Below are 21,192 nucleotides of genomic sequence, written 5' to 3'. Positions count from 1 at the left end.
CCCGCCGCTCCGGATCCTCGCCACGCCCGCGACGGCGGACTTATGATGCAGCCGTGTCGATCCCCGTCGAATTGGCGAACGCCCGCCGGTTGGCATATGCCGCCGACGAGACACGCGCGCGTGATCTCCTGTTGTCGCTGGTGCCGCAGATCGAGCGGGCAGACCGTGACGATCTGATGCTGGAAGCCTTTGCGCAGCTTGGTGAGATCTACCTCGCGCGCGGGACGCACGACGGGGTGCGCGAGTCCATCCGGCGCATCCGCGACTGCCTGGCCATCTATTCGGGGATCGCCGCCGGCACGATGCCGGACGCCGCGGCGCAGGTAAGCATGTCCGACGCCGAGGTGGCGCACCTCATCTGCCGGTACTCACGGCGGGCGCTGTTCCTGGAGGCGGGCCTGGCCGCGGCCGTCGGGGACCATGAGGGCGCCGCGTCGGCGCTGAGCGCATTGAGCGACACGGGCTGCGACTTCGACGACCTGGCTGACGAACACACATACCTGCTCGCCCACGCGCAAGTCCTGTGTGCCATGGCGCTCTGCGACGACGACCTGCATGTGCGATCAGTCCCGTTGTGGGAACGCGCGCTTGAAGGCGTGGACCACCTGCGAGATGGCAGCGAGTCGGCCGATCACCTCCTGATCACCGCCGGCACCGCATACGGCAGATTCTGCGTCGAGACGGGCCGACTGAGCGAGGCCGAGCCCTGGTTGCGGCGCGCGGGGGCCAGGGCGGAGGCGCGCGGATGGGAACTGGCAAGCGCCAGAACGAAATTGGAGCGCGCGGCGGCCCGCTGGTCGGTGGGCGACCACGCCACGACCGCGCAGCTGGCGTCCGAGGCCCAGCCCGTCATCGCTCGATACTCCCGCACGCACGACGTCGCGCGCTGCTGGCTTTACCTGGGGCTGACCCGGCTGGGATCCGGTGCGCTGGAAGCCGCCGACGAGTGCTGGGAGCACGCCGAACGGCACTGGCGTGAACTGGGGAAGCCCTTGCACCTGCACCGTATCTTGTTGCAGCGCAGCTGGATTGCCATATTTTGGAGCCGCTTTGCCGACGCGGTCGAGCTGATCGCCCAGGCCCGGGAGCTACTGGACTCATCGCCCCGCAGCAGTTGGTTGCAGTACGCCCAGCTCGACAGCCACCTCGGCACGGTGTGGCGCGCGGATGCGTTGGCCGACCTCGGTTTCGACAGTTCGGGCGACCCGGACGAGACGCTGCAGGAAACCGAGGCGCGGCAGGCCGAGGGGCTCGGCATCCTGCACGGGGAGGTCGGCACTCCGCAGTACTGGCGCGCGATGACTAAACTCGAACAGGCCGCGGAGCTCAAGGTGCCGGCCGCGCTCGCGGTCGACTCGGTGCGGTATTCGATCGCCGACGCCGACGCGAGATCGCGCTGGGCCTCCAGCATTTCGGCGCCCATCCTGGCCGGCGCCTTCGCCGTCGCGTGGGAGTGGGAAAACACCCAACTGATCAGCGAACTGGTTGAATACCACAGCGCGCGCGGCACTTTCGACACGGATCTGGAGCGGCCGAAAATCGGCGAATGGGCGTCGATGGCCACCGCGACGGTCGTCATCGACACCGACGCGGACGTGGCCCTGGCCGCGGCGGGTCCGGCGCCGGCCCGGGCCGGCGGCTCACTGACGCGGCTCGGCCCGCTGCCGCCGTTGCAGATGCAGCCCGACGGCCCGCCGATCATGAGCCACTATCGCGACCTGGCTCAGCGGCGCTACGGCCGCGACGTCACCGCCGCCGAGCCGGCCTGGTCGACCTGGCCATGACCGATGCGGACCGACCGACTCTGGTACTGCGGTTCGCCGACGTCGGGATCGCCACCTACGGCAGTTTGCGGATCGTCGGGCAGCCCTCGAAGACCGTCAATTGGGTGGTGGAGGAACCGATCCTGCTCGCGGCGTTGCAAGAGCTGACCGACGCGCTCCCCGAGCCACACGGCGCCGAGAGCCGGCCCGACGCCATCGAGCGGGCACTGACCAGCGGTCCGTTCGCGACACCGGAAGCCGAACTCACGGTGGCCTACATCCTCGGGGTGCTGCTGATCGGGTCAGCAGGGTGGGAGCTGTTGGTTCAGTGCGCGGCGTCGCCGCGTGCGGTGTTGTTCGTCTCGCCCAGTGCGCGGTTGGCGCGCATTCCCTGGGGCCTGGTGGCGGTGCCGAAATCGGGCCCGAGCAAGGAAGAGTTGGTGCGCGCCCGCCAGGACGCCATCACCCGCAGCGGGCGGGTCGCCGCCCGAATCCCGTGGCAGCTGGCCGACATCGACGCCTACACCGACGGCGACCGGCTGATGGAGCTGGTCGAAGTCCTGATGGCGGTGCCGCCCAACATCGTTCACTCACCACGGGCACCGGCCGGCTGGGACGCCAGGAGGGGTGCCCCGCCGTTGTTGCTGCTCGATCCCCGGGTGCCCGGGCAGCGCCCCGACTCCGCGCTCGGCTCGGTGCTCGGCAGGCCCTCCCCGGAAACGCCACTGGCGCAACACTTCGGCGAGCTGATGGGGCGCCGGCCGGTGCTGCCGGAGGTCGGCGGTCCGGTCGAGCTGTTCCGCCGCCAGGACGCCGACCGCGTCTGGCTGGCCAAGCAGCTGGCACAGGCCCCCAGCCGGCTCTTGTACGTCGGCCACGCCAGCTCGGCGCACGGGCGGGCCGACCAGGCCGCGCTGCACCTGGCGTGCGCGGCCGGGATCCCCGGAGACGCCGAGACGATCGGCGATCACCGCCCGCTGACCGCCTCGGACCTGATGTCGCTGCAATTGCCGATCCCGCCGCGGGTTGCCCTGCTGGCCTGCGGATCGGGCGGCGACTACCAATTCGACGAGGCGACCGGCCTGGTGGCCGCGATGGTTCTCGGCGGTGCCGAGCTGGTGACCGCCACCTTGTGGTCGCTGCCCACCTCCGCGGCATATCGACGGTTCGCCGCACACGAGGCGGCCGACCCGATGGCCGATGTCGTTGTCGCCGTGGACGACGCGCACGGCGGCGCCGACGCGGGGTGCGCGGTGATTCGTTGGCAGCGCGCGCAGATGCGGCACTGGCGGGGCGGCGATATCAGCGCCAGCCCGCTGTATTGGGGTGCCCTGGTCACATTCGCGGTGGACGGGGCACGATAGCGCTCAGACCGACGCCGGCCGGGCCGCGTGGACGGCCAGCACGTCATCGGGCAGCGAAAGGTCCTCGCGGGCAGCGGGATCGAACGCCACCAGCACGACGAGCCCGGGTCGTAGCATCGACACGTCCGCATCACCCGCACCGCCCGCCAGTTTCCCGATGAATGTCTCGCCGGAAACGGCTACCACCTCGATGAATACCTGGCGCTCGTCGCCGACGTTGCGCACGGTCCCGACCCCGACGGTGGGTCCCACAGGGATCCGGCGCCGAGCGAGCGGGAACCGGTCCAGCAACATGATGAACTTCTTCATGCCACCAGGCTCCAACCACCGGGCGGCTACCAAACCCAACTTTTCGGCTGCCGATATTTTCCGAATGCCCCTATCCTGTGGTGATGAGCGCGGATTCGCAGATCGCGACCGACGTCGCCGTGGGCCACCCACGCCGGTCGGTGATCGAGGCCGCGTGGCGCGCAATCGGCCCCGGCGTCGAGGTGCTCAGCAGCGACGACGGCGGCCCCTTGAGCCGGACCGTCAAACGCATCCTTGACCCCTTGGTGCTGCGGCTACGCTCCAATCCGCAGTACTCCGCCCCCGTCGTCCCGCCGGAAACCGCGGCCGCCATGCACCACCTGATCGTCGGGAGTGCGCACGAACTGCGTTGTGCGGCATCGTGGTTCGACACGCTCAAGCTCGAGCGCCGCAGGCAGCGAATCCGCACCGGCAACGCCCAGGAACTGTATTTTCCGGTGTGCTTCGAGCTCGCGGTGACGAAAGGCCCACCGGCGCCGCAAGATCGAGAGACGGCTGCCGCCGTGCTCACGGATATCCACCAGGGCCGCGACCGCACCGCCATCGAGGTGCTACGCCACTACGTGGCAAGCCCCGGCGTCGTCGGCAGGCTCACCGAGCAGCTCGACCGCAGCTGGCGTGACGTGCGGGCAGCACAACCGGCGATCGCCCCGTTCCTGGCCGAACTGGGCACGGTGCTCGGACCCGCCACCGGCCATCGGGCCGCGGCGGCCCGGCAGCGCGTCTGGTCGGCCGTGATCTCCGACGCGACGCCGTACAACCTGGGGGCGCTGGCCCGGCTCGAGAGCGCCGAGCTGCCCTGGTCGATCGTCGAGCTGGGCTTGAGTTCGGTTGAGCCACAACGACAACCCCGAATCGCGGGCGAATCCGACAGCGATCGGCCGCTGGACCGCAGCGTGGTGGATCGGGTGCGCGCGACGCTGCGGCGCGCCCTGGACCGCGACGCGCTGCCCGACATCCCGCTGCTGTGCGAGGAGGAAGTGGACCGCGCGTCGGCGCCCTGGGGGCTGTTGTCCGAGGACAAGCAGGCCACGCTGGTAGCCGGCATCGAGGTGGCCGTCGAGCTGGCGCCCCTGGACCCGTCGGTCTCCAGCCGCTACGCGCTGGCGGCGCAGATCCAGGCCCGGCTGCGCAAGGAGGCCTACGTGCTGCACGCCCGGCGCTACCTCGCCGAGGGCGGTCCGATCCATCCCCGCCAACGGCAGGTCGTCGACGACCTCGCCGCCTACACGAGGCCCTACCTGAGCCGGCTCTGGGCGCGGCTGCACGGGCGGGATGTCTGGCAGGAGCCCTGCGATGACGTCGACGAGGTGCGGTCCCTGCTGGAGGGCGTCGCGCGGTCGGTGAGCCTGGACCACCGGCAACGGATCAAGGCGATGCTGGAATTGCAGGTGGCCGGATGAGATTGGTTGCCGATTCCGGCCTGTGGACGACGGGAACGCCCCCCGCCGAGACGCCGCTGGCCGCGGTGCTGGAAGTCAGTGGCGCGGTGCTGTGCTGGATGATCGACGATCCTCCCGGCGATGCGGGCACCCGAATCGCCTTCACCGATTTGTCACGCGCCGACTGGCTTTGGCGTGTCCTCGGCGAGTCCGGGCACGTCGCCCTGGTGTCGGCGGTCGACGGTGCGGCCGATCAACCACCCGGCATCGAGCTCGCGGGCGTCGAGATCGTGCCCGGATCGCTCGCCCCACTCCGGCGGCTGGCGGTGGGCCACTGGCTGCGGCGGTGGTGGCCCGTCAGCCGCTTGGACGGCATCGCCGGACTCGACCGGGCGCTGCTCGACGTGGAGGTCGCGCTGCTGACCTCCGGCGCGCAGAGCTTCTTCACCGACGACACCCTGGATTCGGATGTGGAGGAGCTGCTGGCGCCGCACGCCCTGGCCCTCATCAGCCACGCGCGGGGTGGCGATCCGCGGGTCCTCGATCTGGTGCGAGCCGGCGCCGGGCTGGCCGACGAGGTGGGCGTCGACGGCGCGGGATGGCCGCAACTGCATGCACTGCTGGATGATTCGGGCATGGCACCGGCTGGCGAGCCGACCCAGCCGGGTGGGCGTCGTGACGACTACGCGCTGGCCGCCGGCACCGGGGCGGGCCCACGGGGCGCGGCCCCGATCGCCCGCGGCGTCGCGTCCGTCAGCTGGAGTGCGGTGCCGCCCGGGATCTTCGACGCGGGCGAAAACACCGTCGACTGGAGCGTCGAGGTGGCCGGCGCAGAGGTGGTCGCCGTCGTGCGGGCGGCCGTGATCGGGCCCGGCCCCGCCACCGGAATCGCGGTGCACCTGAGGGCCGGGTCCATCAGCGGCAGCGGCGCCTTAGACGCCGACGGCGACGCCACCCTCCCCCTGGTCGACCGCGAGCGACGGCCGGTGACGGAATCGGCTGCCTGGGACCACGATTGGTCGGCGACGTCGGTGATCGTCGGCGCCGAGGTGTCGGGCGGGATCGAGACGCGCGACACCCGGGACAGGGTCCGCCGGTGGGCGCGGGCGCGGCTGGACCGGCCGCCGAACGACGCCTTTCTGGCGGAGATCCTGGCCGCCGAATCGGATTACTGATCCTCCTCGCTCGGCCCGCCCGCATTCCCTATGCTGAGCGAGTGCCAAACAACTATCGCGTCGTTCAGTGGAACACCGGAAACGTCGGCAAGAGCTCGCTGCAATCGATCGCCGACAATCCCGCGCTCGAGCTCGTGGGCTGTTATGCCTGGTCAGAGGCGAAGGTCGGCCGCGACGCGGGCGAGCTGGTCGGCATTGCGCCGCTGGGCGTGACCGCCACCAACGACGTCGACGCGCTGCTCGCCCTGAAACCCGACTGCGTCGTCTACAACCCGATGTGGATCGACGTCGACGAGTTGGTGCGCATCCTGTCCGCGGGCGTCAACGTGGTGACGACGGCGTCCTTCATCACCGGGGCCAATCTGGGCGAGGGTCGCGACCGAATCGTCGAAGCCTGCCAGAAGGGCGGGTCGACGATGTTCGGCTCCGGCGTCAGCCCGGGCTTCGCGGAGCTGTTGGCCATCGTCTCGGCGATGGTGTGCAACAGGATCGACAAGGTCAGCGTGATCGAGGCGGCCGACACCACGTTCTACGACTCGCCGGACACCGAGAAGCCGGTGGGCTTCGGCCAACCGATCGATCACCCGGAGCTGCAGGAGATGGCCCGAAAGGGGACCGCCATTTTCGCCGAGGCCGTGCTGCTGGTGGCCGACGCACTCGGTGTCGAGCTCGATGAGGTGCGTTGCGTGGCCGAATTCGCCCAGACCACAGCCGATCTCGAAATGGCATCCTGGACGATTGCCGCGGGGTGCGTCGCGGGCGTGTACATCAGCTGGCAGGGCATCGTCGGCGGCAAAACCCTGATCGACCTCAATGTCCGGTGGCGCAAGGGGCAGACGCTCGAGCCCGACTGGCAAATCGAGCAGGACGGCTGGGTTATCCAGATCGACGGGCAGCCCACGGTGACCACCAAGGTCGGGTTCCTGCCGCCCCCCTACTTCCAGGCCGAGACGATCGCCGACTTCATGGCGCTCGGACACATCATGACGGCGCTGCCCGTCATCAACGCGATCCCCGCCGTCGTCGCCGCCCCGCCGGGCATCGTGACCTATACCGATCTGCCGCTCACGCTTCCCCGAGGCTTCGCGAAGGTCTAACCGTCGCCCGAGGCCGCCGCCGCGGGAACGGCCTTCCGCCGGGCGGGTTTGGCGTAGGTCGCGCCCAGCTGCGGCACCTCGAGCGGCCCCTGGTGACGGGCGGCCTCGATGGCGTTGCGCAGCGGGCCCGCCAAACCCGCGAACGATCCCATGTCGAACAGCAACGGCGTCAACAGGCGGTTGTGCACGAACCCGAAGGCGCTGCCGGATTCCGGGTCGGCCCAGCCGAGCGTTCCGCCCAGCCCCACGTGACCGAAACCCTTGAGCAGGCCGGGGACCGGCGACTCGTGGTAGCCCAGATGAAATGGCATGGGCACCACCATGTTTGCGTCGGGCCACTTGCGCTGCGGCTGGCCCGTCAGGCCGCGCGCCAACTCCTCGGACACAAACTTCTTGCCGTCGATGCGGCCGCCGTTGGCCAGCGCCGCGTACATTTTGGCCAACCCGCGGCCGGTCACCACGCCGTTGGCCGCCGGCACCTCGCCGTCCAGAAAACCGGTCTCCCCCTTGATGAGGGATATGACGCCGGGGAAGTACATCGCGCCCAGCGCACCGGAGAACGGCAGGCCGGCCAGTTTCGGTGCGATGAAATTGAACACCGGGGCGCGCAGCTTGCCCTGCGGTATCAGGATCTGGGCCGCCCGGGTCGGCGCCCCCTGGGGCGGGCGGCCCAGGTGCAGGCCGTCGGTGTTGAGCGGACGCGCGATCTCCTGCCGGATCAGCTCTCGCATGCCCTTGCCCGTCACCGCCCTGGCCAGACCGGACAGCAGCCATCCGTAGGTCAGCGCGTGATAGGCCTGCACGCCACGCAGATGATCGACGGGCGCCGCGGCCAGCTTCTCCTCCATGAGGAGGTGGTCCATCAGCTCCGCCTTGGTGACGCCCCGCAGGTGCGACAACCCGGACCGGTGTCGCAGGACGTCGCGGACCGTGATGTCGGCCTTGCCGTTGGCCGCGAATTCCGGCCAGTATTCGGCGACGGGATCGTCGTAGGACAGCAGACCCCGGTCGGCGAGGCGGTGAATCACCGTCGACGCGACGCCCTTGGTCGCCGAGAACACCATCGCGCCGGTGTCGGCGGTCCAGGGCTCGGTGCCGGCGCGGTCCGACCAGCCCGTCCAGACGTCGACGACGGGCGCGCCGTCGATGTAAACGGTCAGCGCTCCCCCGCCGAACCGGCGGCCGGGGAACAGCCGCGCGAAAATGCCGATGACGTTGGCAAAATGCGGGTCGGCGGCCCCGGACACGCCGCGTGGCAAGCCGTCGTCGGTCACCAGCAGGGCTGATCCGCGACGCGAGGCCATCACGGACTCAAGCTATCAGCCGGCAAAAGCCCCGGGCACAGATCACTCCGGGGGGTGGTGCGCCGCGTCGCCGGGCGGTGGCTCCGGCGGCTGGGCGTTCAGCCACTTCCTGAGCCGAAGCAGCTGATTGACCACCATGCCGATGCCCAGCAGCATCAGCGTCGCGACGATCGCCACCACTATTGCGGTGCCCACGCAGTCCATGATGACAGCCCCGGACGAGCTGCGGTTTCAATATCGCCCACCGCTGGGTAGTCACAGCAGCATGAGTGGCACAGATAAAGCGAAGAACAAGATCGAGGATCTCGGTGGCCGGGCCAAGGAGGCCATCGGCAAGGCGACCGGAGATCACGACACCAGAGATGAAGGCCGGGCCGACCAGGCGAAGTCCAGCCTCAAGGATGCCGGCGAGAAGGTGAAGGACGCCTTCAAGAAGTAAGTGATCACTGACCAGCGGGTCTGCCGGTGACGGCCGGCGGCCCGCTGGTCTTTCCTTTCGATCGGCCGTCCATACCGCAATTGGCGCCGAATAGTGGGTAAAGGACAAGACGATGCGAAGGCCTACGAACATGCGCCGATACACGACATTCCTGGGAGCTGCCGCGGTGGCGGCCGCCTTCGCACTGGCGGGCGCCCCAGCCCCCGCGGCATCCGGCGACCCGTGTCCGGACGTCGAGGTGGTGTTCGCCCGCGGTTCGGGCGAACCGCCCGGCGTCGGGGGCGTCGGCGGGTCATTCGTCGACGCCTTGCGCGGGCAGCTCGGCGGCCGGTCGCTCGGCGTGTATCCGGTCAATTACCCTGCCAGCACCGACTTTTCGAATCCCGATTTCCCGGGGACCGTCATCGACGGCATCCGTGACGCCGGTACCCACATCGAGTCGATGGCGAAGAACTGCCCGAACACCAAGGAAGTGCTGGGCGGGTATTCCCAGGGCGCCGCGGTGGCGGGTTTTGCCACCTCGGCCTCAGTACCGGCGGGCGTCCCGGCTTCCGCGGTGCCCCCGCCGATGCCACCGGAGATCGCGAACCACGTCGCGGCGGTCACGCTCTTCGGGACGCCGTCGGGTCCGTGGCTGCAGAAGTACGGCGCCCCGGTGATCGCCATCGGCCCGCTGTATCAGCCCAAGACGCTGGAGTTGTGTGCGCCGGGCGACGGGATCTGCGGTGACGGCAACGACGCCTTCGCGCATATGTCCTATCCGATGAACGGCATGACGGGCCAAGCCGCGACCTACGCGGCGAGTCATTTGTAGGCCCGTGCAGAATCGCACCATGCGGGTTCTGGTCACGGGCGGGACGGGATTTGTCGGCGGGTGGACCGCCAAGGCGATCGCCGACGACGGGCACTCCATCCGGTTCCTGGTGCGCAACCCCGATCGGCTGCGGACATCGGTCGCCAACCTGGGCGTCGACGTCTCGGACTTCGCCGTCGGGGACATCACCGATCGCGTGTCGGTGCGCGAGGCGTTGCGCGGCTGCGACGCGGTCGTGCACAGCGCCGCCCTGGTGGCCGTCGACCCGCGTCAGACCAACGAGATGCTGACCACGAACATGCAGGGCGCGCAGAACGTCCTCGGGCAGTCCGTCGAGCTGGGCCTGGACCCGATCATTCACGTGTCGAGCTTCACCGCGCTGTTCCACCCGGGCTTGGAGACGCTGACTTCTGACCTCCCCGTCGTCGGCGGGGCGGACGGATACGGGACGTCCAAGGCGCAGGTCGAAATCTATGCGCGCGGCCTGCAGGACGCCGGCGCACCCGTGAACATCACCTATCCCGGCATGGTCCTCGGCCCACCGGTCGGCAACCAGTTCGGTGAGGCCGGCGAGGGCGTCAGGGCGGCGGTGCAGATGCACGCGATCCCGGGGCGCAGCGCGGCATGGTTGATCGTCGACGCCCGCGACCTGGCCGCGTTGCACGCCGCGCTCCTGGAACCCGGCCGCGGGCCGCGCCGCTACACCGCCGGCGGTCACCGCGTCCCCGCGGCCGAGCTCGCGACCCTGCTCGGCGAGGTCGCCGGGACCCCGATGGTCGCGGTTCCCATCCCGGACGCCGCGCTGCGCGTTGCCGGTGCGGTCATGGATCGGGCGGGCCGGTTTCTGCCCTTCGACACGCCGTTCACGTCGGCGGGAATGCAGTACTACACGCAGATGCCCGCGTCGGATGATTCGCCCAGCGAGCGGGAACTCGGCATCACCTACCGGGACCCGAAGGAAACCGTCGCTGACACGTTCGAGGCCCTGCGCGCCGCGGGGGGCTAAGGCTTCGCCTCGAAAGTGCAACTACCGACATCGGTTCTCGGCAAACGTGTCGCCAGTTGCACTTTCGCGATCGCCACCCGCCCGCCGGCGCCGGTGTAGGAGGATCGAGAGATGAAGAGCGTTACGTGCACCAATGCGAAGCTCGAAGTCATCGACACGCCGACCCCGACCCCGGCGAAGGGACAGTTGCTGATCGAGGTCCTCAGGTGCGGCATCTGCGGATCGGACCTGCATGCGCGCCACCACTGCGACGAGCTTGCCGACGTGATGGTCGAATCCGGGTACGACGCGTTCATGCGATCGAATCAGTCGGTCGTGTTCGGGCACGAATTCTGCGGTGAGGTGCTCGATTACGGCCCCGGCACGCGCAAGGCACCGCGGCCCGGCAGCACGGTCGTCGCCCTGCCGCTGCTGCGCCGTGGCAAGGAGGTGCACGGGATCGGGTTGTCCACGATGGCGCCGGGAGCCTATGCCGAGCAGCTCCTCGTCGAGCGGTCGCTGACGATTCCGGTCCCCAACGGGCTGAGCCCCGAGATGGCCGCCCTGACCGAGCCGATGGCGGTCGGCTGGCACGCCGTCCGGCGCGGCGAGGTGGGCAAGGGTGACGTGGCGATCGTGATCGGCTGCGGGCCAATCGGTCTCGCGGTGATCTGCATGCTCAAGGCGCACGGGGTACGCACCGTGATCGCCAGCGACTTCGCACCGGGCCGGCGCGCGCTGGCGACCGCCTGCGGGGCCGACGTCGTCGTCGACCCCGCGCAGGATTCTCCGTACGCGACGGACGCGAGCCGTAAACACCTGCGCGGCATCCTCGAGGCGTTCGATCTGGCGGTCGGCACGATCGAGAAGCTGCAGAGGTTGCGGCTGCCCTGGTGGCATGTGTGGCGCGCCGCCGAAGCGGCCGGCGCCGCGACGCCCAAGCACCCCGTCATTTTCGAATGTGTCGGCGTGCCCGGCATCATCGACGGCATCATCGCGAGCGCGCCGCTGTTCTCGCGCGTCGTCGTGGTCGGCGTCTGCATGGGCTCGGACCACATCCGGCCGGCGATGGCGATCAACAAGGAGATCGACCTTCGGTTCGTGCTCGGCTACACCCCGCTGGAGTTCCGCGACACGCTGCACATGCTCGCCGATGGCAAGGTCAACGTCGCGCCGTTGATCACCGGGACGGTCGGGCTGGCCGGCGTGGAGGCCGCGTTCGACGCGCTCGGCGACCCGGAGGCGCACGCGAAGATCCTGATCGACCCCCGCAGCGACGCTACGCAGCCGGCGTGATCTCCAGCCCCACGTGCACCTTGTCGATGCCGCCCCGCACGATCGAGTGCGCATAGAACCACCAGGCGTGGTACCAGTACCGCTTGAGCACGGCGTTGTAGACCCGCCGCGTCTCGGACTTCGGCAGTACCCGGGCGATCGCCTCGACCGGTTCGCTCTTGGGCTTGCCCAGCGCCGCGCTGCGGGCGATCGTCACCCGCGGCGTGTTGTTGATCCGCCTCACCTTCCACGACCCGTCGTCGGTGATGACCAGCAGCTTGTCGCCGTCCGGCACGCCCCAGATCGGTGTCGACTTGGGACGGCCATCCTTGGTGAAGGTGGTCAGGAGCAGGTACTTGGACGTCACGACGTCCTGAAAGCTGGGAGCCACGAGTATTCCTTCCCCATTAACGCCACTTCCTAACCCCCGGGTCAGGTGTTGCGTCCGCCGTTGACGCCGAGTATCTGGCCGGTGATGTAGCCGGCCTCCTCGGAGGCGAAGAACGCGCACGCGGCGGCGATGTCCTCCGGCGTGCCCACCCGGCGCACCGGCGTGCGCGCGATGTGGTCTTCCACCGTGCCGCCCAGCAGCTGCCGGCGCTCGGCGCTGCGCAGCATCGGCGTGTCGATGAACCCCGGCGGGACCGCATTGACGGTCACCCCACTCGGCCCGTATTCGAGCGCCAGCGACTGTCAGGCCGTTCACGGCGGACTTGGCCGCGACGTAGTGGGCCATGAACGGCTGACCGGAATGCGTGCTGGACGACGAAACGTTGACGATGCGCCCCCAACCCGCCTCGACCATGTCGGGCAGCGCGGCCTGAATCGTGTGGAACACACCGTTCAGGTTGACGTCGATCACCTTCGACCATTCCTCGAAGGACATGCCCAGGAATTTCTTGAAGCCTTCCACGCCGGCCGCGTTGACCAGCACCAGGATCGGGCCGAGCGCGTCCCGGATCGCCGACATCGCGGCGTCGACCTGCGCGCGATCGGTCACGTCCGCGACGTAGCCGAACCCGTCGTCGGTGGGCGACAGGTCGATGACCGCCACCCGAAGTCCGTCGCTGCGCAATCGCTCCGCGACCGCCCGGCCAATCCCGGACGCACCGCCGGTCACCACCGCAGTCTTCACGCGCACCCGCCTTTCCTGAGCGACCGCCCAGCATGGGGGACTGGACATTGCCTATCACCCGCGCGCGACGAGGGTCAAGTTGGGGCCGATTCCCTCGCGGCGCGCGGTTGATTTTTGGCGATCGCCCAATTTAGGGTCCGTTGATGGCCAGGGACTCCACCACTCGGGACATGCTGATCGACGCGACGAGTCGCATCATGGTCGACGAGGGTTACGCCGCGGCCACGTCGCGCCGCGTCGCCGCCGAAGCCGGGGTCAAACCCGCACTGGTGCACTACTACTTCCCCACGATGGACGAGCTGTACCTGGACGTGTTCCGCCGGGGCGCCGCGGCCTACCTGGAACGGCAACGGGAAGCGCTGGCCTCCGAGCGGCCCCTGCACGCCTTCTGGGAGACGCTCGTCGAACCCAAGGACGCCCGGCTGCTGCTGGAGTTCATGGGGCTTGCCAACCACCGCAAGGAGATCCGGGCGGAGATCTCCGCGTGGCAGGAGCGGTGGCGCGAGATGCAGATCACTGCGCTGAACTTCATCGTCCGCGAACATGGCCTCGACCCCAGCGAATTCCCGCCCGCGGGCATCGCGGTCGTCATCGCCGCGATCGGGCGCACCCTGATCCTCGAGCAGACGCTCGGCACCAAGGGCGGCCACGACGAGGCCGTCACACTGGTCAACCGCTTCCTTGACCGGTTCGAGATGCCGACCAAGCGGCGCGACTGACCGACCTAGGGCAGCACGACCCGCAGGCGCTCCCAGCCGCGGACGGTCGACGTCGACGCCAATTGCGCCGTGTCGTAATCGATGTCCCATTCCGGCCAGCGGTTGAGGATCTCGTCCAGTGCGACGCGGCCCTCGAGTCGCGCCAGGTTCGCCCCCAGGCAGTAATGCACGCCCTTGCCGAAAGTGATGTGCGAGATGTTGTCGCGTCGGATGTCGAAGGTATCCGGATCGGTGTAGCGGCGCTGGTCGCGGTTGGCGGCGCCGAACAGCAGCAACATGGCGCTGCCGGCCGGAACCGTTTTGCCGTAGCACTCGAAATCCGTTGCCATCCAACGGGCGACGTGGGGACCGGTGGGCTCGAACCGCAGCGTCTCGTCGACGGCCCGGGTCAGCAGCGACCGGTCTTGGCGGACCTCGCGGCGCTGGTCGGGGTGCTCGGCGAGCACCTTGGCCAGCCAGCCGATCAGCCGGCCCGTCGTCTCGTTTCCGGCGCCCGCGACCACCTGGGTGTAATGCAGCACCTCCTTGCGCGTCAGCTTCCTGTGCACCCCGTGCTCGTCGTCGAACTCGACGTTGAGCAACGTCGTCATCAGGTCGTCCGACGGGTTCTTGGACCGCCATTCGACGTAGTCGGCGTAGATGCGGCCATCGGCGATGGAGTCGGCGTCGACGACCTTCATCGGGGCGCCCGGCTTGGTGCGCAGGTTGGCGTCGTTGGCGTCGCGCACCGAAACCTGTTCGGACTCGGGGATTCCCAGCAACATCCCGATCACTCGCATCGGCATCATCGACGCAAGTTCGGCGATGATGTCGAAGCCGCCGGAGCCGACGAGCGGATCCAGGCACCGCACGCAGTACCGCCGGATCTGGTCCTCGAGTTCGGCCATCCGGCGCGGCGTGAAGACCCGCGACATCAGGCCGCGCAGCCTGGTGTGTTCGGGCGGATCCTGGAACATCATGACGCCGCCGGGCATGTCGAATTTCGACTGGATCAGCTCGAGGATGTCGCTGCGGCGGTTGGAGAAGACCTCCCAATTGGCCAACGCGCGTTCGACGTCGGAATGCCTTGATATCGCCCAGAAGTCGTACCGCTCGTTGTAGTAGATCGGCGCCTCTTCGCGCAGCCGCGCATAGGTTGGATACGGGTCGGCGATGATCCCGGTGTCGTAGGGGTCGTAGTAGACGTCGGTGTCACTGGTGACGGTCATCGATGCTTCCTTACTTCAGGCAGCTGCCGGCGTCCACGGGCAGCGCGACGCCGGTGATGTAGCGCGCTTCGTCGGAGGCCAGGAACAGCACTGCGTTGCTGATGTCTTCGGGGGTCACCCAGGGGATCGGCAGGTAGTGGAAGCTCTGGCACACCGGCGCCAGGTCGTCGGGTCCGGGGTTCTCCAGCTCCGGCCGGAACGCCCGGTAGGTGGCCTCGTTCATCAGCAGCGGCGAGTTCACGTGCGTCGGCAGGACGGCGTTGACCCGGATCATGCGCTGACCCAATTCGACCGCGAACGAACGCATCAGCCCGATCACACCGTGCTTGGCCGCCACGTAATGGCCCACGTGCGGGTAGGCCTTGAAACCCGCCACCGATGAGGTCAGGACGATGGAGCCGCCGCGACCGCCCTCCAGAATGTGCGGGACGCCCGCCTTCACCGTCTTCCAGACCCCGCTGAGATTGACGTCGATCATCTCCTGCCACAGCGCCTCGTCGGTCTTGTGCAGCTTTCCCGCCGTCGTCCCGATGCCGGCGTTGGCGACGATGACGTCCAGGCGCCCGAGCTGTTCCACCCCGCTGTCGACGGCGGCCTTCAATGCGTCGAAATCGCGAACGTCGACCTCGGCGGTGACGACGCGCCCGCCGGCGTTTTTCACCAGTCCCGCGGTCTCGTCGAGGTCTTCGGGCGTCGCGCCGTCCGCCGGCGAGGCCTCGAACTTCCGGCAGATGTCGACGGCGATGATGTCGGCGCCCTCCTGCGCGAGCCGTACCGCGTGACTTCTGCCCTGCCCGCGCGCCGCGCCGGTCACGAACGCGACCTTGCCGTCCATCCGGCCCGCCATAGCCACCTCGATTCCAATATTGGGCGATCGCCCAATTTTCTGCCGCACGCCATGTGTAGCAGCACCCAGACGAGCTCGTCAAGGCGCGGATGAGCCCGGCGGCCGCGCAGAATTCTGTGAAGATTAATCACACCGGTGTGAAAGCTTCGTTAAGAACGAGGCGGATCCCGCCGTACGCCTGCACCGTGGACGTATGACGCTGTTCGAGCTGGTTTCATCGCCGCGGCACGAGGTGGATCCGCGCCTCGACCGGGCGATCTGGCCGCTGAGCAGCTACCTCGACGAGAGGGGCCGGTTGTGCGTCGGCGGGGTCGCCGCCACCGACCTGGCCGCCTCGTTCGGCACCCCCGCCTACGTCGTCGACGAGCAAGATTTCCGGGCCCGCATCCGCAATTACCGGGCGGCGCTTCCCGGCGCCGAGGTGGTTTACGCCGGTCGGGCGCTGCTGACCGCGGCCGTGGCCGGGTGGGCAGCCGACGAAGGCGCGGGCGTCGACGTCTGCTCCGGCGGCGAACTGGCCACCGCCCTCACCGGCGAGGTGCCGCCGGCGAAGATCATCCTCAACGGCAACGCCAAGACCGCCGGCGAATTGGACGACGCGGTCGCCGCCGGGGTCGGGCGAATCGTGATCGACACACCCAACGAGATCGCGCTGCTGGCCGGGCGGGTGCGCCGTCGCCAACGGGTGCTGATCCGGGTGGTCCCCGACATCGACGCCGGCGCGGTGAGTGCCGGGGTAATCGACCAGAAGTTCGGATTTGCGTTGGCGGGCGGCCAGGCTTACGGCGCGGTGAGGCGCGTCCTGGATCAGCCGTGGCTCGACCTGGTCGGGCTGCACTGCCAGTTGGGGTCACAGCTCGCCGATGTGGGGCTGTACGGCGAGGCGATCAGGCAGGTGATCGCGTTGATGGCCCAGGTGCGTGACCGCCACGGGATCGTGCTGGGCGAGCTCAACCTCGGCGGCGGCCACGCGGTTCCCTATCGGTCCGGGGATCCCGAGCTCGATCCGCGGGCATTGGGCGCGGTCACCCACGCCACACTCCAATCCGCTTGCACGAAATACGGTTATCCCCGACCGCGGATCGTGATTCAGCCGGGCCGCGCGATCGCCGCCCGCGCCGGGATAACGCTGTACCGGGTGGTCGCCGTCAAACGCCAAAGCGACGGGCGCACCTTCGTCGCGGTGGACGGCGGCATGAGCGACAATCCACGCGTGGCGGGCGCCGACGCGAAATACACGGTGGCGCTGGCCAATCGGCATTCTTCGGCCGACACCGCGCCGGTCACGGTGGTGGGTCGTCACTGCGAGGCCGGCGACGAGATCGCCGGCGATGTCGAGCTGTCCGCCGACATCCATCCCGGCGACCTGCTGGCGGTGGCCTGCACCGGCGCCTACCACTACTCGATGGGATCCAGCTGCAGCCTGGTGGGCCGCCCGCCGCTGGTCGCGGTCGCCAGCGGCAGGGCCCGTGAGCTGGTGCGCCGCGAGACGGTCGCCGACCTGCTCGCCCGAGACCGCGGTTGGTCGGGCCACTCCGACGAAGACGAATCACGATGTATGCCATAGCCGTTCGCGAGAGCCGGGCCGCGCGGGTGTTGTCCCACGCGGCCTCGGTGCGCATCACGGCGGCCTACGCCGCCCTGCTGGCCGCGATCTCGGTCATGTTGAATGCGCTCGGTCCGCAAGCGCGCGAGGTCGCGGTGAGCCGCATGAGCACCAACTTGCACAATCTCGCGCACGGCCGCCTGAGCACGCTCGTCGGCAGCGCATTCGTCGACGACGGCGGGAATATCTGTCTCTGGCTACCGTGGCTGGTCTGCTTGCTGGCCCTGGGCGAATTGATTTGGCGCGGCAAGGGTTTGGTGGTCGCGTTCGCGGTCGGCCATATCGGTGCCACGCTCCTCGTCGCGGCGGGGCTGATCGTCGCGCTGAAAGTGGGGTGGCTGCCGTTCTCCGTTGCGCGGGCGAGCGACGTGGGGGTCAGCTACGGCGCGGTCTGCGTACTGGGCGCTTTGACGGCGTCCATACCGGCGCGCTGGCGCCACGTGTGGGTCGGGTGGTGGCTGGGCATCGCGCTGATGGCGGCCTCGGGCGCGGACTTCACCGCCGTCGGGCACGTGCTGGCGCTGCTGCTCGGCATCGGCCTGTCGTATCGGCTGCCGTCGGCTGTCCACTGGACTCCGGTGCGCTTGGTATTGCTCGGCGGTGGGGCCGCGTTCGGTTATTTCGTGCTGTCGGGATCGTCGGAGGTGGCGACGGCCGGTGGGGTGGCGGGCGTGCTGATCGCGCTCCTCGCCTCGCAGGTGTCGCGGACGCGCACCGACGTCTCGCAGCCCGAGTTCGTTCCGCGGCCGGCGTAGTCGCCCTTCACGCCTGGCGGGCCGCCTCCTGGGCCAGTTGCACCCGAGAGGTGAGACCGAGTTTGGCGTAGACGTGGGTCAGATGCGACTGCACGGTGCGGGGCGATACGAACAGCCGGGTCGCGATATCGTTGTTGCCCAACCCTTCGGTGACGAGTCGGACGACATCGCGCTCCGCAGGGGTGAGAGATCCCCAGCCGCTGGCGGGTCGCTTGCGTGCGCCGCGGCCACGCTGCGCGTAGGCGATCGCCTCCTCGGTGGACAACGCCGCGCCCTCGACCCATGCCGCGTTAAAGTCGCACTCGCCCATTGCTTCTCGCAGCGCCGCCACCGCGGCCTCGTACGCGGCGTCATAGACCTTGAACCGGACCGAGCCAATGCGCTTGCGAATGGCGTCTGCCCCACCAAACAGCCGGGCCGCTTCCAGATGACCGCCCGCCTCGCCGGCCAGAGTGCCGAGGCATTCCAGGATGTCAGGGACGAGTAGGTACGCCTCGACTTCGGCGGCGTGCGCAAGCGCGTCGTGGGCGTCACGGTCAGCCTCGTCCGGCTCACCTTGCGCGATCGCCACGCGGGCACGTGTCGTCAACGCTTCCGACAGGAACACGCCCGTCGCTGTCGGCATGGCCTCGTCGGCCCAGCGGCGCGCCGCGTCCAGATCCCCGCCCGCCAGCGCGGCCTGCGCAGCAATAACGCGTCGCTTCCCCCCAGGGAGCGGCAGGGCACTCACGTGCCGCCACGCCGTCTCGGCCGCGTCCAGCGCCGTCGCAGCATCGCCGACGGCCAGCGCCGCGGCGGCCAACGCCAAGTACGCGAGACTCGCCTTAGGCCCACCCAGTTCTGGGCCGGCCTCGACGGCCGCACCCGCGGCGGCCCGGGCCGCGGCGGTGTCGCCCTGGTACGCCAACGCGACGCCCCGGAACGCGAGGCCATCCACCCTGAACACCTGATCGTGAGCTGCCTCGGCCTCGGCGGCCACCGCGGCGAATTGTGCTACCGCGCCGGCCAGATCACCCCTGAATACCTGTCCGACTGCAAGGCCCCAGCGGCACCGGCGCGCGTCAAACTTGTCACCGATTGCGTCGGCGAGATCGCGTCCCTCCCCGGCGGCCACGCGCAACGCGAGCGGGTCACCCGCCGTGAGCGCCCCCATGGCTCGCGCGACAAGGGCCTGGCAAAGCAACCACCGGTCGCCCAACTGCCGGGCTAGGCCGGTCGCCTCGGCCACGTACGCCCGGGCTGCCTCGGTGTCGAAGAGGCCGGTGATGTAACCGCAGGCGGTGAGCGCCCGCACCAGCAGGGCCGAGTCGTCGACCTCGCGGGCGATCGCCAGAGCTTGCTGAGCCTGGTCCGGGCTGTCGGCGGCGCCCGCCCAAATGGCGAGCATCGCCCTGTCGGCGAGCGCCCGCGCCCGCACGGCGGCCAGCACCCCGGGGTAGTACTGCTCGATGTCGGCCAGGGCGGTGTCGAACCAGGTCAGCCCCTCGCGTAGGCGGCCGCGGGACATCCATAGCGGCTGTAACGACGACGCCAGCGCCAGAGCCAGATCGATGTCGGAGTTCTCGCGGCTCCACCCGAAGGCCGCGCGCAGGTTGTCAATCTCGATCTCGGCCTGCTCAATGCGGCGCTCGTGGTCCGTAACTGCCGGGGCGTCGAGCAGGGCCGCCTGCGCCGCGTAGTAATCGCGGTGCCGGGTGCGCACGGCGTCGGCTTCGCCGGACTCGCCGAGTTTTTCCTGCGCGTACTGGCGCACCGTTTCCAGCATCCGATAACGGGTTCGCGCCCCGCTGTCGTCGACCGCCACCAGCGACTTGTCCACCAGCAGGGTGAGCAGGTCCAGCACCTGGAAACGCTCCACCTCCCCATGTGCGGCGACCGCTTGGGCTGCATCCAGATCGAAGCCGCCCATGAATGCGGCCAGCCGGCAAAACACAACGCGCTCCAGTTCGGTCAACAGCGCGTGCGACCAATCCACCGAGGCGCGCAGGGTCTGCTGGCGGCGCACCGCGGTCCGCGAACCACCGGTCAACAACCGGAAGCGGTCATGGAGGCTGTCAAGGATCTCGGCCGGCGACAACGCCCGGACCCGCGCCGCGGCCAGCTCGATCGCCAGAGGTATCCCGTCGAGGCGACCGCAGATCTCGGCCACAACGGCGGCATTGTCGTCGGTCAGGCAAAAGCGGGTGTAAGCCAAACGCGCGCGGTCGGTGAACAACTCGATCGCCTCATCGGCCAACGACAGCGACGGCACCCGCCACGTCGCCTCGCCACTGACTCCTATCGGCTCACGACTCGTCGCCAGCAGCGTCAGCCCCGGCGCCGCAGTCCAGAGAGCGACAGCCAGCTCGGCGCACGCGTCGAGCAGGTGCTCGCAATTGTCCAGCACAATCAGCATCTGGCGGTCGCGAACAACCCGCAGCATCGTATCCAACGTCGAGCGGCCGGGCTGATCGGGCAGGCCCAGCACCCGAGCCATCGCGACCGGCACCACATCGGGATCGGCGAGCGGCGCCAGATCCACATACCAGACACCATCGGCGTATTCGGCCGCAAGCTGGTTCGCGACTTCCACCGCCAGGCGCGTCTTGCCGACCCCACCTGCTCCCGTCAGGGTCACAATGCGGTTATGCGCCAGGGACTTCCGCACTTCGGTCAGCTGTGGGCCGCGACCGACGAAACGGGCGAATTGCTGCGGAAGATTGTGTCTCTCAACGCTTGTCGACTCACGCAAGGGCGGAAAGTCATTGCGTAGATCGGTATGACACAGCTGGACTACCCGCTCAGGACGCGAAACACCCCGTAGCTCGTGATTGCCAAGATCTTTCAACCACACGTCGGCGGGCAGTGTGTCGACCACCAGTGACTCAGTCACGCCCGACAACACTGCCTGCCCGCCGTGGGCCAGATCGCGCAGCCGCGCCGTGCGATTGACGGTGGGGCCGATGTAATTGCCCTCGTCGCGCAACTGCACCTCACCCGTGTGCACACCGATCCGCAAGCCGATCGGGGCCAACG

At 69.0% G+C, this 21,192-nt stretch carries 19 protein-coding genes and 1 pseudogene; 12 read left to right on the top strand and 8 right to left on the bottom strand.

Annotation, left to right across the window (positions count from 1 at the left end):
- Nucleotides 1–53 precede the first annotated feature (53 nt).
- Nucleotides 54–1,784 (top strand): hypothetical protein, encoded by a 1,731-nt coding sequence (locus tag A5787_RS08785; RefSeq protein WP_066964730.1) that lies wholly within the window; start codon nt 54–56, stop codon nt 1,782–1,784.
- A complete protein-coding gene (locus A5787_RS08780) occupies nt 1,781–3,127 on the top strand; it encodes a CHAT domain-containing protein (RefSeq protein ID WP_066964728.1) in 1,347 nt (448 codons plus the stop codon). Before A5787_RS08785 ends, A5787_RS08780 begins: the two co-directional genes overlap by 4 nt.
- Nucleotides 3,128–3,130: 3 nt before the next feature.
- On the opposite strand, the gene A5787_RS08775 is transcribed toward A5787_RS08780, so the two are convergent.
- Nucleotides 3,131–3,475 carry a hypothetical protein gene (locus A5787_RS08775; protein WP_369829098.1) on the bottom strand — a complete coding sequence of 115 codons (345 nt, stop codon included), beginning with the start codon at nt 3,473–3,475 and terminating at the stop codon, nt 3,131–3,133.
- Between the two features lie 44 nt (nt 3,476–3,519).
- Between A5787_RS08775 and A5787_RS08770 the strand changes: the two genes are divergently transcribed.
- Genes A5787_RS08770 through A5787_RS08760 form a run of 3 tightly spaced genes read left to right on the top strand, consistent with a single transcriptional unit; the run spans nt 3,520 to nt 7,090 of the window.
- Nucleotides 3,520–4,839 (top strand): hypothetical protein, encoded by a 1,320-nt coding sequence (locus A5787_RS08770; RefSeq protein ID WP_066964958.1) that lies wholly within the window; start codon nt 3,520–3,522, stop codon nt 4,837–4,839.
- Nucleotides 4,836–5,993, top strand: a complete 1,158-nt coding sequence (locus A5787_RS08765) for a hypothetical protein (RefSeq protein WP_066964726.1) — start codon at nt 4,836–4,838, stop codon at nt 5,991–5,993. The genes A5787_RS08770 and A5787_RS08765 overlap by 4 nt, the downstream gene beginning before the upstream one ends.
- Nucleotides 5,994–6,034: 41 nt before the next feature.
- Nucleotides 6,035–7,090 (top strand): dihydrodipicolinate reductase, encoded by a 1,056-nt coding sequence (locus A5787_RS08760; protein WP_066964723.1) that lies wholly within the window; start codon nt 6,035–6,037, stop codon nt 7,088–7,090.
- On the opposite strand, the gene A5787_RS08755 is transcribed toward A5787_RS08760, so the two are convergent.
- Nucleotides 7,087–8,394, bottom strand: a complete 1,308-nt coding sequence (locus A5787_RS08755) for a serine hydrolase domain-containing protein (RefSeq protein WP_066964720.1) — start codon at nt 8,392–8,394, stop codon at nt 7,087–7,089. The genes A5787_RS08760 and A5787_RS08755 overlap by 4 nt on opposite strands.
- Before the next feature lie 42 nt (nt 8,395–8,436).
- A complete protein-coding gene (locus A5787_RS27670) occupies nt 8,437–8,589 on the bottom strand; it encodes a hypothetical protein (RefSeq protein ID WP_197507000.1) in 153 nt (50 codons plus the stop codon).
- 70 nt (nt 8,590–8,659) lie between these two features.
- Between A5787_RS27670 and A5787_RS08750 the strand changes: the two genes are divergently transcribed.
- From A5787_RS08750 to A5787_RS08735, 4 genes are all read left to right on the top strand, one after another.
- On the top strand, nt 8,660–8,833 hold the full coding sequence (locus A5787_RS08750; protein ID WP_066964955.1) for a CsbD family protein: 174 nt from the start codon (nt 8,660–8,662) through the stop codon (nt 8,831–8,833).
- 112 nt (nt 8,834–8,945) lie between these two features.
- Nucleotides 8,946–9,647, top strand: a complete 702-nt coding sequence (locus tag A5787_RS08745; RefSeq protein ID WP_066964718.1) for a cutinase family protein — start codon at nt 8,946–8,948, stop codon at nt 9,645–9,647.
- Nucleotides 9,648–9,666: 19 nt separating this feature from the next.
- Nucleotides 9,667–10,653: an NAD-dependent epimerase/dehydratase family protein gene (locus A5787_RS08740; protein WP_066964715.1), complete on the top strand. Its 987-nt coding sequence runs from the start codon at nt 9,667–9,669 to the stop codon at nt 10,651–10,653.
- Nucleotides 10,654–10,764: 111 nt separating this feature from the next.
- Nucleotides 10,765–11,928 (top strand): zinc-binding dehydrogenase, encoded by a 1,164-nt coding sequence (locus A5787_RS08735; RefSeq protein WP_066964713.1) that lies wholly within the window; start codon nt 10,765–10,767, stop codon nt 11,926–11,928.
- Here the strand turns inward: A5787_RS08735 and A5787_RS08730 are convergent.
- Together A5787_RS08730 and A5787_RS08725 are read right to left on the bottom strand one after the other, a co-directional pair.
- Nucleotides 11,912–12,298, bottom strand: coding sequence for a PPOX class F420-dependent oxidoreductase (locus A5787_RS08730; protein WP_066964711.1), 387 nt, complete (start codon nt 12,296–12,298; stop codon nt 11,912–11,914). The genes A5787_RS08735 and A5787_RS08730 overlap by 17 nt on opposite strands.
- A gap of 41 nt (nt 12,299–12,339) precedes the next feature.
- A pseudogene (locus A5787_RS08725) lies at nt 12,340–13,042 on the bottom strand (SDR family NAD(P)-dependent oxidoreductase).
- 170 nt (nt 13,043–13,212) lie between these two features.
- Between A5787_RS08725 and A5787_RS08720 the strand changes: the two are divergent.
- Complete coding sequence (locus A5787_RS08720; RefSeq protein ID WP_156763846.1) at nt 13,213–13,761, top strand: TetR/AcrR family transcriptional regulator; 549 nt, start codon at nt 13,213–13,215, stop codon at nt 13,759–13,761.
- A gap of 5 nt (nt 13,762–13,766) precedes the next feature.
- Here A5787_RS08720 and A5787_RS08715 read toward each other — a convergent pair whose 3' ends face one another.
- Together A5787_RS08715 and A5787_RS08710 are read right to left on the bottom strand one after the other, a co-directional pair.
- Nucleotides 13,767–14,969: a cytochrome P450 gene (locus A5787_RS08715; protein WP_066964707.1), complete on the bottom strand. Its 1,203-nt coding sequence runs from the start codon at nt 14,967–14,969 to the stop codon at nt 13,767–13,769.
- A 10-nt stretch (nt 14,970–14,979) separates the two neighbouring features.
- A complete protein-coding gene (locus A5787_RS08710; protein WP_066964705.1) occupies nt 14,980–15,816 on the bottom strand; it encodes a mycofactocin-coupled SDR family oxidoreductase in 837 nt (278 codons plus the stop codon).
- A gap of 193 nt (nt 15,817–16,009) precedes the next feature.
- Between A5787_RS08710 and lysA the strand changes: the two genes are divergently transcribed.
- Together lysA and A5787_RS08700 are read left to right on the top strand one after the other, a co-directional pair.
- A complete protein-coding gene (gene lysA / locus A5787_RS08705) occupies nt 16,010–17,383 on the top strand; it encodes a diaminopimelate decarboxylase (RefSeq protein WP_066964703.1) in 1,374 nt (457 codons plus the stop codon).
- Nucleotides 17,371–18,177, top strand: coding sequence for a rhomboid-like protein (locus tag A5787_RS08700; RefSeq protein ID WP_156763831.1), 807 nt, complete (start codon nt 17,371–17,373; stop codon nt 18,175–18,177). Before lysA ends, A5787_RS08700 begins: the two co-directional genes overlap by 13 nt.
- A gap of 7 nt (nt 18,178–18,184) precedes the next feature.
- Here A5787_RS08700 and A5787_RS08695 read toward each other — a convergent pair whose 3' ends face one another.
- On the bottom strand, nt 18,185–21,190 hold the full coding sequence (locus tag A5787_RS08695) for a LuxR C-terminal-related transcriptional regulator (RefSeq protein WP_082977126.1): 3,006 nt from the start codon (nt 21,188–21,190) through the stop codon (nt 18,185–18,187).
- Between the last annotated feature and the right edge of the window lie 2 nt (nt 21,191–21,192).

The organism is Mycobacterium sp. 852002-50816_SCH5313054-b (genome assembly GCF_001667185.1).
GTDB lineage: Bacteria > Actinomycetota > Actinomycetes > Mycobacteriales > Mycobacteriaceae > Mycobacterium.
This window is presented reverse-complemented; position numbering and strand designations above follow the sequence as displayed.

Coding starts and splice junctions, on each gene's coding strand:
- A5787_RS08780 (WP_066964728.1), top strand. CDS start 1,781: ATGACCGATGCGGACCGACCGACTCTGGTACTGCGGTTCGCCGACGTC.
- A5787_RS08770 (WP_066964958.1), top strand. CDS start 3,520: ATGAGCGCGGATTCGCAGATCGCGACCGACGTCGCCGTGGGCCACCCA.
- A5787_RS08765 (WP_066964726.1), top strand. CDS start 4,836: ATGAGATTGGTTGCCGATTCCGGCCTGTGGACGACGGGAACGCCCCCC.
- A5787_RS08755 (WP_066964720.1), bottom strand. CDS start 8,394: ATGGCCTCGCGTCGCGGATCAGCCCTGCTGGTGACCGACGACGGCTTG.
- A5787_RS08750 (WP_066964955.1), top strand. CDS start 8,660: ATGAGTGGCACAGATAAAGCGAAGAACAAGATCGAGGATCTCGGTGGC.
- A5787_RS08745 (WP_066964718.1), top strand. CDS start 8,946: ATGCGAAGGCCTACGAACATGCGCCGATACACGACATTCCTGGGAGCT.
- A5787_RS08740 (WP_066964715.1), top strand. CDS start 9,667: ATGCGGGTTCTGGTCACGGGCGGGACGGGATTTGTCGGCGGGTGGACC.
- A5787_RS08735 (WP_066964713.1), top strand. CDS start 10,765: ATGAAGAGCGTTACGTGCACCAATGCGAAGCTCGAAGTCATCGACACG.
- A5787_RS08720 (WP_156763846.1), top strand. CDS start 13,213: ATGCTGATCGACGCGACGAGTCGCATCATGGTCGACGAGGGTTACGCC.
- A5787_RS08715 (WP_066964707.1), bottom strand. CDS start 14,969: ATGACCGTCACCAGTGACACCGACGTCTACTACGACCCCTACGACACC.
- A5787_RS08710 (WP_066964705.1), bottom strand. CDS start 15,816: ATGGCGGGCCGGATGGACGGCAAGGTCGCGTTCGTGACCGGCGCGGCG.
- lysA (WP_066964703.1), top strand. CDS start 16,010: ATGACGCTGTTCGAGCTGGTTTCATCGCCGCGGCACGAGGTGGATCCG.
- A5787_RS08700 (WP_156763831.1), top strand. CDS start 17,371: ATGTATGCCATAGCCGTTCGCGAGAGCCGGGCCGCGCGGGTGTTGTCC.